This window comes from Aliiroseovarius subalbicans, from assembly GCF_022678625.1.
Lineage (GTDB): Bacteria > Pseudomonadota > Alphaproteobacteria > Rhodobacterales > Rhodobacteraceae > Aliiroseovarius_A > Aliiroseovarius_A subalbicans.
The window spans coordinates 493474-504874 of record NZ_JALBYQ010000001.1 but is presented as its reverse complement, the minus strand read 5'-3'; the positions used below and the strand labels follow the sequence as shown (position 1 = coordinate 504874).

Here is an 11401-nt window from a genome sequence, read left to right as displayed (position 1 = left end):
CAATTGACCGGTTGCGCAAACGTGCCGGTTTCAAGGGAAAAACCGGCGAATACGACCACCTCACACCTGCGCGGCCCGCCCATGCGCCTCTCGAAAGGAAATCAGACGGCGCTGCGTTGGGTCCCACAGAGCCAGGTTCAACGCGGCCAGGCTTTGCCCCACGGTGATCTTGTTCATCGGCTCCAACTGGGGGTGATCGCGCAGAACCTCGGGCAAGCGATAGGACGGGATGCGGGCATAGAGGTGGTGCACGTGGTGGATTGGAAAGTTCGCGGTGAACCAGGTCATCCAGCCCGGCAGCAGCAGCTGAGAGGAGCCGTGCAACGCGGCCTCATGCACCTGCCAGTCTTCGCCGAAATCGAACTGCGCGCCCTGCCATTGGTGCTGACAATAGAAGATCCAGATGCCCAGAACCGCGCCCAGAAGGGTCGAGGGGATGAAGATCCACAAGATCGGCTCCCACCCGCGCGCAAAGTACATCGCACCCAGGATCACCGCCAGCACTCCATTGTTCACCATGCAGCTGGCCCAGTACCGGCGCTGACCCATCAGCCCGACGGGGATGCGATAGAGCACGTAGAACAGAAGCGGCGGCGACACGATCATGATGAACAGCGGGTTGCGATAGATGCGATAGGCCAGCCGCCTCCAGGGGTCAAGCGCGCGGTAGCGATCGACCGTCAGCACGATCAGATCGCCCATGAAATCGCCATCCAGATTGCCTGAATTCTCGTGATGCGTCGCGTGCATCTTGCGCCAGGTCGTATAGGGCGACAGGGTCAGCACCCCGAACAGACGCCCGATCCGGTCGTTCATGCGCCGGTCGCGAAACAACGCTGCATGGCCGCAATCGTGCTGAAGCGCAAAGAGGCGCATCAGGAACAGGCCGATCCCGACCGTCAACGCCAGCGTGACCCATCGTGGCCCGTCCAGAGACCCCCACGCCAGCACCCAAAGCGCCAGGAACGGGCCCAGCGTCACGGCGACCTCGCGCCAGGCCCGCGCATCGTCCGCCTCGCGGTACTTCGCCAGAACTGGCACCCAATCGCGCGCGTGTGCGAGTTCGGGTGCGGTGATCGTGCCTGTTTCCATGACGGTCCCCCGGTTTTCGGCACAACCATTAGGGACGTTTTTCAGCTGCCAATCAACCCTTGGGGGTGTTTTCTGTGGGAAACGGAAAATGGCGCACCCGATAGGATTCGAACCTATGGCCTCTGCCTTCGGAGGGCAGCGCTCTATCCAGCTGAGCTACGGGTGCCAGTGACATTTTGTCTACGCGGGATATAGGGCAAGCGCCCCTGCCCCGCAATATGAAAAGGGCCGCCCGAAGGCAGCCCTTTTGCAATTCGTGTTCGCAGGCGATTAACGCTTGGAGAACTGGAACGAACGACGCGCTTTGCGCTTACCGTATTTCTTCCGTTCCACCACGCGGCTGTCACGGGTCAGGAAACCAGCGGCCTTCAGCGGCGCACGCAGCGAGGGTTCATAGAGCTGCAGAGCCTTCGAAATGCCGTGCTTGACCGCACCGGCCTGACCGGTCAGACCGCCGCCCTTGACGGTGGCCATCACGTCGAATTCACCTTCGACACCGGCAATCTGGAACGGCTGGCGCAGGATCAACTGCAGCACCGGACGCGCGAAATACTTGTCCTGGTCCTTGCCGTTCACCACGACCTTGCCGGACCCGGGCTTGATCCAGACACGGGCGACCGCGTCCTTCCGCTTGCCGGTGGCATAGGCGCGGCCCAGTTCGTCACGAACCGGCTCACGATTGATTTCAATGGCTTCAACAGCCGCTTCGGTGCCTTCGGCAACCGCGTTCAGCTCTTCGAGCGATTTGATCTCTTCGGTCATGCTCAGCCCTCACGCGAGTTTTTGGGGTTCATGGACTTGACGTCCAACACTTCGGGCTTCTGCGCCTCCATGCCATGTTCCGCGCCTGCGAAAACACGCAGGTTGGTCATGACTTTGCGCGAAAGCTTGTTGCCGGGCAGCATGCGCTGAATGGCTTTGGTCACCACGCGTTCGGGGTGCTTGCCTTCCAGGATCTGCTGCTTGGTGCGCGACTTGATCCCGCCCGGGTGGCCGGTGTGCCAGTAGAAGTTTTCTTCACGCTTCTTGCCGGTCATCTGGATCTTGTCAGCATTGATGATGATGACGTTGTCGCCCATGTCCATGTGCGGCGTGAAGGACGGTTTGTGTTTGCCACGCAGACGCATGGCGACGATCGAAGCAAGACGGCCCAGAACAACGCCTTCAGCGTCGATCAGGATCCATTTCTTGTCGATGTCTGCAGGAGTTGCAGAAAAGGTTTTCATGTATTCGGCCCTTGGTGGGTTTCGGATGGGGCGTTTCTAAGCATTTCCGAAGCCCAGTCAAGCGCAGGTTTTCCGTTTTTCTTTTGCAAAAACAGGTGCTTGAAAATAAGGTATTATTATACCCCATATGAATCGCTATTCCGGGCGGCAAATCTCGCCTCGGGCGATCCCCATCACCGTGCGCGCGACCAGGCCGATGACCACAAGGGTCAGGACCAGCAACACGATCACGCCAATGCTTTGGTGCAGGCGCGAGCCCTCGAGCTGGGAGAACCGGAACGAGGCAATCGCCAGCCCCGCCAGCGGAAAGGAAAGCGCCCACCAGCTGAGCGCGAAGGGCAGTTTCACCAGCCGGGGCACCTGCGCCAGCACGAGGGCTGTAAAGATGAAGGCCGCATTGATCAGCATGCGGGCAAATCCGTCGACGAAGCCCATCATCGAGACATAGGCCAGAAACGCGATCGCCGGCGGGGCGATCAGGATCACCATGGTGGGAAACAGCCGGGCGCCGATCGGGTCGTGAAAAATCAGGCGGTTCATTACCAGGGTCAGCAGGACCAACCAGAAAATCATGCCGCCTGAGAAGAACAGCCAACTGACTTCGATATATCCCATCCGTGCGCCCGCGATGGGCACGATCACGTTGCCAACGGCCGGAATGAACCAGGCGGGGGTCAGGTGCCCGACCTCAAAGCTGCGGTGGCTGATCCAGCCCGAGATCACCGCGATGGTCAACACCCCCTGCCCCACGGTGCCGATCAGCCAGATCACCTCGGCCAGTGCCGGGTTATAGGCATGGACCGTCGTGGCCAGCAGCAAAAGCGAGATCGTGATGGTCGGAAAAAAGGCCAGCTTGGCCGGATGATGCCATTCCTCGGCAACCGCGCCGGGAAAGCGCACCGCCTTGATCACATAAATGACCGAGATTGCCGCGAAGGCCACCGCCGAGGCAACCATCATGCCGGTGGAGGCCACCCCGAGCCAGGCAAAGGCCGGGGCGCCTGCGTGCATCGCAAGCGTCAGCCCCATCAACCCCATCACGATGGCGAAGAACGTGACCGGGAAATGCTCAAGGCGGTTGTGGCTTTGCTCGGACATGCTGCTCTCCCTGTTCAATGTCTCATTGGTGCCTGTCGCCCCGTTCCGGGTCAATCCCGTTCCGGTGGAATGGAATAAGTCAGGCTGGCGCGCGCCACCGGGGCCTCTTCGCCTTCGGAGTAGATCAGCACATCGCCCACCGCCAAAACGCGGCCCAGCTTGTGAATGCGCGCCTCGGCCCGCAAATTGGCATGCGCCACGGGTTTGCGCATGAAGTCGATCGAACAATTCGTCGTCACCGCCAGCGCTTTGGGTCCGATCATCGCCAGGATCGCCAGATACATGCAGACATCGGCCAGCATGAACATGGTCGGGCCCGACACTGTTCCGCCGGGGCGCAGGTGCTTGTCCTCGACCAGCTTGCGCACGGTGATGTGCAGGGGGGCGACATCGAGGATCTCGAACTCCCCCTTCACTTGCGGAAACTGGTCATCCATGAAGACACGCAATTCATCCAACGACATTTTCAAAGACATGCTTTCCCCTCCGGTTTCTCGCCCCTATCGTGGGGCGGAACCATGCGGGAGGACAAGATGGGTAAGCCGATTCTGATCCGGGAGGACGCTGCGTCAATTGCGCGGTTGACGCTCAACACGCCCGAAACACTGAATGCCCTGTCCGACGACATGCTGGCCGCATTGCAGCAGGAGTTGGACCGATTGGCCACCGACACATCGATCCGTGCGGTGGTTCTGGCGGGCGCAGGAAAGGCGTTCTGCGCCGGGCACAATCTGAAGGAAATGACCGCCGGACGCGCCGCCGAAGATGGCGGGCGGGCCTATTTCAAGGACCTGTTCGACCGCTGTGCCCGGATGATGATGACCATTCCCCGCCTGCCTCAGCCGGTGTTCGCCGAGGTGCATGGCATTGCGACCGCTGCGGGCTGCCAACTGGTCGCCTCGTGCGACATGGCGGTGGCGGCCCAAGGCACGCGGTTTGGTGTGAACGGGGTGAACATCGGCTTGTTCTGCTCGACCCCGATGGTGGCCCTGACCCGCAACATCCCGCGCAAACAGGCGTTTGAGATGCTGACGACTGGCGAGTTCATCAACGCGGACAGGGCGCGTGAGCTGGGCCTGGTGAACCGTGTTGTGGACCCCGCCGAAGTGACCCGCGCCACGATGGACCTTGCGGGAACCGTCGCTGCGAAACTGGGGGCGGCTGTGAAAATCGGCAAATCGGCCTTCTATGACCAGCTGTCGATGCCGCTTGACGATGCCTATGCCTTCACCGGCGCGGCCATGGTCGAAAACATGCTGTATCGCGATACCGAGGAGGGCATTCAGGCCTTCATCGAAAAACGGACGCCTGATTGGTCACAGGACTGAGTCCGACACATTCAGATTATTGTATGCAATCGCATACCGTCTTCCCTCTGACCACCGATTGCGCTACACCACGCGCAAACCAGTGACCAGCCGGAGGGCGCGTAGATGACCAAGATCAAGGTAGAGAACCCCATCGTCGAAATGGACGGCGATGAAATGACCCGCATCATGTGGGATTTCATCAAGAAAAAGCTGATCCTGCCCTATCTGGACATCGACCTGCTGTATTACGACCTGGGCATCGAGGTCCGCGACGAGACCAATGACCAGATCACCATCGACGCGGCTGAGAAAACCAAAGAGGTCGGCGTTGCGGTCAAATGTGCCACCATCACACCGGATGAGGCCCGGGTGGAAGAGTTCGGCCTGAAAGAAATGTGGCGCAGCCCCAATGGCACGATCCGCAATATCCTGGGTGGCGTCGTGTTCCGCGCACCGATCATCTGCAAGAACGTGCCGCGCCTTGTGCCAGGCTGGACCAACCCGATCGTCATCGGCCGCCACGCCTTTGGCGACCAATACAAAGCCTCGGACATGAAATTCCCCGGCCCTGGCAAGCTGACGATGAAATTTGTCGGCGAAGACGGCACCGAGATCGAGCGCGAAGTGTTCGATGCCCCCTCAGCCGGCGTGTTCATGTCGATGTACAATCTGGACCAGTCGATCCGCGACTTTGCCCACGCGTCGATGAACTATGCGCTGAACATGGGGTGGCCGCTGTATCTGTCGACCAAGAATACGATCCTGAAGCAATATGATGGCCGGTTCCTGGAGCTGTTTCAGGAAGTTTTCGACGCCGAATTTGCCGACAAGTTCAAAAAGGCCGGGATTTGGTATGAACACCGGCTGATCGACGACATGGTCGCCTGCGCGATGAAATGGAACGGGAAATTCGTCTGGGCCTGCAAAAACTATGACGGCGACGTGCAGTCCGACACCGTCGCGCAAGGCTTCGGCTCGCTCGGTCTGATGACCTCGCAACTGATGACGCCCGACGGCAAGATCGTCGAAGCCGAGGCCGCCCACGGCACCGTTACCCGCCACTATCGCCAGCACCAGAAGGGCGAAAGCACCTCGACCAACTCGATCGCGTCGATTTACGCCTGGACCGGCGGGCTGAAGCACCGCGCCAAGCTGGACGGCAACGAGCAGCTGCAAAACTTCGCCGAAACGCTGGAAAAAGTGATCGTGGACACGGTGGAAAGCGGCCACATGACCAAGGACCTGGCGCTTCTGGTCGGCCCCGATCAGGGCTGGATGACCACGATGGGCTTTCTTGAGAAGATCGACGAGAACCTGAACAAGGCTCTGGCGGGCTGAGGACGCCCCCTCTAGGGTCATCGGGCGGGGCTTGTCCCCGCCCGTTTTGTTTGGAGCCGTCCATGCCCTATCTGATCCTGTTCGCCGCCGTCGTGTTTGAAACCATCGGCACCACGGCGCTGCAAGCCAGCCAGCAATTCACCCGGATCGGACCGTCGATCACCGTGGTCGTGGCCTATGTGATCAGCTTCATTCTGCTGGGTTGGGTGCTGAAGTTCATGCCCGTGGGCATTGCCTATGCGCTGTGGTCCGGGATGGGGATCGTTCTGATCGCCGGTGCAGGGCTGGTCATTTTCGGCCAGAAACTGGACGCAGCCGCCATTCTGGGCCTTGGGCTGATCCTTGCCGGGATCGTGGTGATCAACCTCTTTTCCACCACCGCGCCCCATTAGGGCTGGCAATTGCGTCGCATCCAAGGTATGCGCCCGCAAACTCCTTAAAAGGCGGCACTCATGGACCTTCGCAATATCGCGATCATCGCTCACGTTGACCACGGCAAAACCACGTTGGTGGATGAGCTTTTGAAACAATCCGGGGCGTTCCGGGAAAACCAGGCCGTTGCCGAACGCGCGATGGACTCAAATGACCTTGAGCGTGAGCGCGGCATCACCATTTTCGCCAAGCCGACCTCGGTCGAATGGAAAGGCACGCGGATCAACATCGTCGACACGCCCGGCCACGCCGATTTCGGCGGGGAGGTTGAGCGGATCCTGTCGATGGTTGACGGCGTGGTTCTGCTGGTCGACGCCGCCGAAGGACCGATGCCGCAGACGAAGTTCGTGACTTCGAAGGCGCTGGCGCTTGGCCTGCGTCCGATCGTCGTGCTGAACAAGGTCGACAAGCCCGACGCCGAACCCGACCGCGCGCTGGACGAGTGTTTCGACCTGTTCGCGAACCTGGGCGCCGATGACGACCAGCTGGATTTCCCGCACATGTATGCCTCGGGCCGCTCAGGCTGGGCTGATGCGGACCTGGACGGGCCGCGCAAGGATTTGCACGCGCTGTTCAACCTGATCGTGAACCACGTCCCTGCCCCGCGCCAGCTGGCGCATCAGGACGAAGACTTCAGCATGCTGGCCACCACGCTGGGATCTGACCCCTTCGTTGGTCGTTTGTTGACGGGCCGCGTCGAGACCGGCCGCCTTAAGGTTGGTGCCACCGTGCAGGCGCTGTCGCGCGTTGGCCAGAAGATCGAACAATTCCGTGTCACCCGCATCCAGGCCTTCCGCGGTCTGGCCCAGCAGGACATCGACGAAGCCATTGCGGGCGACATCGTGTCTCTGGCCGGTATGACCAAGGCCACCGTGGCCGACACGATCTGCGCCCTGGCGGTCGAGGAACCGCTGGACGCCCAACCGATCGACCCTCCCACCATCACCGTGACCTTCGGCATCAACGACAGCCCGCTGGCGGGCCGTGACGGCAAGAAGGTGCAGTCGCGCGTGATCCGTGAACGGCTGATGAAAGAAGCCGAATCCAACGTCGCCATCAAGATTGCCGACACGCCGGGCGGCGAGGCCTTCGAAGTGTCAGGCCGCGGCGAACTTCAGATGGGCGTTCTGATCGAAAACATGCGCCGCGAGGGGTTCGAACTTTCGATCTCGCGCCCGCAGGTGATCATGCGCGAAGAAGACGGCGTCACGATGGAGCCGATCGAGGAAGTCACCATCGACGTCGATGACGAATATTCCGGCGCTGTGATCGAAAAGATCACCGGCACCCGCAAGGGTGAGATGACCGAGATGAAACCGGCCGGTGCGGGCAAGACCCGCATCATCGCCCACGTGCCGTCGCGCGGGCTGATCGGCTATCACGGGGAGTTTCTGACCGACACGCGCGGCACTGGTGTTCTGAACCGCGTGTTCCACGGCTGGGCGCCGCACAAAGGCGCCATTCCGGGCCGTCGCGCGGGCGTGCTGATCTCGATGGAAAACGGCCAGTCGGTCGCCTTCGCCCTGTGGAACCTGGAAGATCGCGGCCGCATGTTCATTGGCGCCCAAGTCGACGTGTATCAGGGCATGATCATCGGCGAACACAGCCGTGAAAACGACCTGGAAGTGAACCCGCTGAAAGGCAAGAAGCTGACCAACGTGCGCGCCTCGGGCACTGACGAGGCGGTGCGCCTGACCACGCCGATCACGCTGTCGCTGGAAGAGGCGATCGCCTATATCGACAATGATGAACTGGTCGAAGTGACGCCGAATTCAATCCGTCTGCGCAAGCGTTTTCTGGACCCGCATGAGCGCAAGCGGCAGGCCCGTTCCTCGGATCAATAAGACCCGACAAACCTCTGACTTGAAACGAAAACCCCGGCTGCAAGGCCGGGGTTTTTTCTTATTCCGTTGTCTCGACGACCAAAAGCTCCCGCTCGCTCGCGCCGCGCGCGTGGCTCAAGGCTTCCTGGTATTCCGAACTGTGGTAACAGGCCTCGGCGGCCTCAACGGATGGGAATTTCGCCACCACATTGCGCGGGCGATCCTTGCCCTCAAGCTGCACATAGCGCCCGGCGCGGGCAATGAAATGCCCGCCGTGTTTGGCAATCGCAGGCCCGGCAAGGGCCGCGTATTTACCATAGGCGTCTTCATCCGTGACAGTCACATGGGCGATCCAAAGGGCTGGCATTTTATCCTCCGATGACGGCTTCGGCCGCCGTGATGGCTGCGTCAGCATTGCTGGCATCTTTTCCGCCACCCTGGGCCATATCAGGCCGGCCACCGCCGCCCTTGCCACCCAGTTCGGCCACCGCCGCCCGCACAAGATCAACCGCCGACAGCTTGTCCGTCAGGTCCTCGGTCACACCAGCGGCCACCGCCGCCTTGCCGTCGACATCCGCGATCAACAGCACCGCGCCCGATCCCAGCTGCACCTTGTGCTCGTCCACCAGCGGCGGCAAGTCGCGCCCGGATACGCCGGACAGAACATGCGCGGCAAAGGATACGCCGTTGATTTCCTTGGCAGATTCCGTTTCCTGCGCGCCACCGGACATGGCCAGGTCTCGGCGCAACTGCGCCACCTCGGCCGTCAACGCCTTGCGTTCATCCAGCAGCCCTTTCACCCGGTCGACCAGCTCGCTCGGCTGCGCCTTAAGCACTGTGGCCAATTCCGCCACCCGTTTGGTTTCGTCCTCGAGATAGGCAAAGGCCGCCTTGCCGGTCAGCGCCTCGATCCGGCGCACGCCCGCGCTGGAGGCGCTGTCGCCCAGGATCACGCACAACCCGATGTCGCCGGTCTGTTTCACATGGGTGCCGCCACACAGTTCGATCGAATATGTCTCGCCCCCGGTGCCCTTGCCAGTCGCCGCATGGCCCATCGAGACCACACGCACTTCGTCGCCGTACTTTTCACCAAAAAGCGCCTGCGCCCCCAGCGCCCGCGCGTCATCCGGCGTCATGATCCGGGTTTCCACCGCAGTGTTCTGGCGGATATAGGCGTTCACCTCCAACGCCACGTTCGCCAGCTCCTGCGCGCTCAGCCCTTTGTTGTGGCTGAAATCGAACCGCAGCCGATCCGGCGCGTTCAAACTGCCGCGCTGCGCGACATGATCGCCCAGTTCGGCGCGCAGCGCCTCGTGCAACAGGTGCGTGGCCGAGTGGTTCGCGCGGATCGCCCCACGGCGTAGGTGATCGACAGACAATTCGGCCCCCTGCCCCTTGGCAATTTCGCCGTCGTCCAGCGTCGCGAAGTGAATGAACACATCCGCGACCTTCTTGGTGTCCGTGACCCGCGCGGTGCCGGTTTCAGTGCGGATCAGGCCCGCATCGCCCACTTGACCACCGCTTTCGGCATAAAACGGCGTCTGGTTCACAACAATCTGAACTTCGTCGCCCTTTGCAGCCGTGTCGACCGCGTCGCCGCCTTTAACCACGGCCAACACCTGGCCTTCGGCGTGTTCGGTGTCATAGCCCAGGAACTCGGTCACGCCATGTTCCTCGGCCAAATCGAACCACAGCGTCGCGTCCGCCTGTTCGCCCGACCCGGCCCATGCGGCCCGCGCCTTGGCCTTCTGTTCCTCCATCGCCACGTCGAACCCGTCGGTGTCCACGCCGCGCCCCTTTTCGCGTAACGCATCCTGCGTCAGGTCCAGCGGAAAGCCGAAGGTGTCATATAGTTTGAACGCCGCACCCCCGGGCAAATCGGCGCCATCGGGAAGGCCCGAAAGCTCATCATCCAAAAGCTTCAGCCCGCGATCCAACGTTGCTTTGAACCGTGTTTCCTCGGTCAAAAGCGTTTCCTCGATCATCGATTGCGCCCGGCCCAGCTCGGGATAAGCTTGGCCCATCTGGTTCACCAACGACGGCACCAGGCGGTGCATTACCGGGTCCTGCGCGCCCAACAGATGCGCATGTCGCATCGCTCGGCGCATGATCCGGCGCAGCACATAACCACGGCCCTCGTTCGACGGCATCACCCCGTCCGCCATCAGAAACGAGGTCGACCGCAAGTGATCCGCAATCACCCGGTGGTGCACGTTCTTGTCCCCAAACGGATCGGTCGACGTCGCGCTTGCCGATGCTTCGATAAGCGCTTTGAACAAGTCGGTGTCGTAATTGTCATGGCTGCCCTGCATCAGCGCGCCAATCCGCTCCAACCCCATGCCGGTGTCGATCGACTGCATGTCCAGTTCGACCATCGACCCGTCCTCGAATTGTTCATTCTGCATGAACACGATGTTCCAGATCTCAATGAACCGGTCGCCATCTTCCTCAGGGCTGCCCGGAGGGCCACCCCAAATGTGGTCGCCGTGATCATAAAAGATCTCGGTGCAGGGGCCGCAGGGGCCGGTCGGCCCCATCTGCCAGAAATTGTCGTGGGTCGCGATCCGGATGATCCGGTCCTCCGGCACGCCAACTTTCTTCCAGATCTCGAACGCTTCGTCATCGGTGTGGTAAACCGTGGTCAAAAGCCGCTCGGGATTGATGCCGAATTCCTTGGTGATCAGATCCCACGCAAACGGGATCGCTTCGGTCTTGAAATAGTCGCCAAAGCTGAAATTCCCCAGCATTTCAAAGAACGTATGGTGGCGCGCGGTATACCCGACATTGTCCAAATCGTTGTGCTTGCCCCCGGCACGCACGCATTTCTGCGCCGTGGTCGCGCGGCTGTAGTCCCGCTTTTCAACCCCGGTGAACAGGTTCTTGAATTGCACCATGCCCGAGTTGACGAACATCAAGGTCGGGTCGTTGCGCGGCACAAGCGGGGAACTGTCCACCACCTCATGGCCGTTCTGGGCAAAATAATTCAGGAAGGTTGAGCGGATATCGTTCAGGCTGGCCATGTTCGTCTGTCTCTCAAGGGCGTTCGCCTTGGTTTACAGGGGGGCCGCGGGGCTGTCCACAG

At 61.1% G+C, this 11401-nt stretch carries 11 protein-coding genes and 1 tRNA gene; 4 read left to right on the top strand and 8 right to left on the bottom strand.

Annotation, left to right across the window (positions count from 1 at the left end; genetic code table 11):
* Positions 1-60 precede the first annotated feature (60 nt).
* The 6 genes from MN188_RS02490 to MN188_RS02465 all read right to left on the bottom strand — a co-directional run bounded on the left by MN188_RS02490 (position 61) and on the right by MN188_RS02465 (position 3892).
* On the bottom strand, positions 61-1092 hold the full coding sequence (locus MN188_RS02490) for a fatty acid desaturase family protein (RefSeq protein WP_242105724.1): 1032 nt from the start codon (positions 1090-1092) through the stop codon (positions 61-63).
* Between the two features lie 89 nt (positions 1093-1181).
* A tRNA-Arg gene (locus MN188_RS02485) sits at positions 1182-1258 on the bottom strand.
* 104 nt (positions 1259-1362) lie between these two features.
* Positions 1363-1854, bottom strand: coding sequence for a 30S ribosomal protein S9 (gene rpsI, locus MN188_RS02480; RefSeq protein WP_242105722.1), 492 nt, complete (start codon positions 1852-1854; stop codon positions 1363-1365).
* 2 nt (positions 1855-1856) lie between these two features.
* Complete coding sequence (gene rplM / locus MN188_RS02475) at positions 1857-2318, bottom strand: 50S ribosomal protein L13 (protein WP_242105713.1); 462 nt, start codon at positions 2316-2318, stop codon at positions 1857-1859.
* 135 nt (positions 2319-2453) lie between these two features.
* The gene (locus MN188_RS02470; protein ID WP_242105704.1) at positions 2454-3416 is read right to left on the bottom strand and encodes an SLAC1 anion channel family protein; all 963 of its coding nucleotides are present in this window, start codon (positions 3414-3416) and stop codon (positions 2454-2456) included.
* A 50-nt stretch (positions 3417-3466) separates the two neighbouring features.
* Positions 3467-3892, bottom strand: a complete 426-nt coding sequence (locus MN188_RS02465) for a PaaI family thioesterase (RefSeq protein ID WP_242105696.1) — start codon at positions 3890-3892, stop codon at positions 3467-3469.
* Between the two features lie 57 nt (positions 3893-3949).
* Between MN188_RS02465 and MN188_RS02460 the strand changes: the two genes are divergently transcribed.
* The 4 genes from MN188_RS02460 to typA all read left to right on the top strand — a co-directional run bounded on the left by MN188_RS02460 (position 3950) and on the right by typA (position 8340).
* Complete coding sequence (locus MN188_RS02460; RefSeq protein WP_242105694.1) at positions 3950-4744, top strand: enoyl-CoA hydratase; 795 nt, start codon at positions 3950-3952, stop codon at positions 4742-4744.
* A 105-nt stretch (positions 4745-4849) separates the two neighbouring features.
* Positions 4850-6064 carry an NADP-dependent isocitrate dehydrogenase gene (locus MN188_RS02455; RefSeq protein WP_242105685.1) on the top strand — a complete coding sequence of 405 codons (1215 nt, stop codon included), beginning with the start codon at positions 4850-4852 and terminating at the stop codon, positions 6062-6064.
* Positions 6065-6126: 62 nt separating this feature from the next.
* The gene (locus MN188_RS02450) at positions 6127-6456 is read left to right on the top strand and encodes a DMT family transporter (RefSeq protein WP_242105683.1); all 330 of its coding nucleotides are present in this window, start codon (positions 6127-6129) and stop codon (positions 6454-6456) included.
* 60 nt (positions 6457-6516) lie between these two features.
* Entirely contained in the window at positions 6517-8340 is a 1824-nt protein-coding gene (gene typA / locus MN188_RS02445) for a translational GTPase TypA (protein ID WP_242105681.1), read from the top strand.
* A gap of 58 nt (positions 8341-8398) precedes the next feature.
* Here typA and MN188_RS02440 read toward each other — a convergent pair whose 3' ends face one another.
* Positions 8399-8686, bottom strand: coding sequence for a DUF1330 domain-containing protein (locus MN188_RS02440; RefSeq protein WP_242105672.1), 288 nt, complete (start codon positions 8684-8686; stop codon positions 8399-8401).
* Between the two features lies 1 nt (position 8687).
* The gene (gene alaS, locus MN188_RS02435) at positions 8688-11339 is read right to left on the bottom strand and encodes an alanine--tRNA ligase (RefSeq protein WP_242105670.1); all 2652 of its coding nucleotides are present in this window, start codon (positions 11337-11339) and stop codon (positions 8688-8690) included.
* Between the last annotated feature and the right edge of the window lie 62 nt (positions 11340-11401).

Coding starts and splice junctions, on each gene's coding strand:
- MN188_RS02490 (WP_242105724.1), bottom strand. CDS start 1,092: ATGGAAACAGGCACGATCACCGCACCCGAACTCGCACACGCGCGCGAT.
- rpsI (WP_242105722.1), bottom strand. CDS start 1,854: ATGACCGAAGAGATCAAATCGCTCGAAGAGCTGAACGCGGTTGCCGAA.
- rplM (WP_242105713.1), bottom strand. CDS start 2,318: ATGAAAACCTTTTCTGCAACTCCTGCAGACATCGACAAGAAATGGATC.
- MN188_RS02470 (WP_242105704.1), bottom strand. CDS start 3,416: ATGTCCGAGCAAAGCCACAACCGCCTTGAGCATTTCCCGGTCACGTTC.
- MN188_RS02465 (WP_242105696.1), bottom strand. CDS start 3,892: ATGTCTTTGAAAATGTCGTTGGATGAATTGCGTGTCTTCATGGATGAC.
- MN188_RS02460 (WP_242105694.1), top strand. CDS start 3,950: ATGGGTAAGCCGATTCTGATCCGGGAGGACGCTGCGTCAATTGCGCGG.
- MN188_RS02455 (WP_242105685.1), top strand. CDS start 4,850: ATGACCAAGATCAAGGTAGAGAACCCCATCGTCGAAATGGACGGCGAT.
- MN188_RS02450 (WP_242105683.1), top strand. CDS start 6,127: ATGCCCTATCTGATCCTGTTCGCCGCCGTCGTGTTTGAAACCATCGGC.
- typA (WP_242105681.1), top strand. CDS start 6,517: ATGGACCTTCGCAATATCGCGATCATCGCTCACGTTGACCACGGCAAA.
- MN188_RS02440 (WP_242105672.1), bottom strand. CDS start 8,686: ATGCCAGCCCTTTGGATCGCCCATGTGACTGTCACGGATGAAGACGCC.
- alaS (WP_242105670.1), bottom strand. CDS start 11,339: ATGGCCAGCCTGAACGATATCCGCTCAACCTTCCTGAATTATTTTGCC.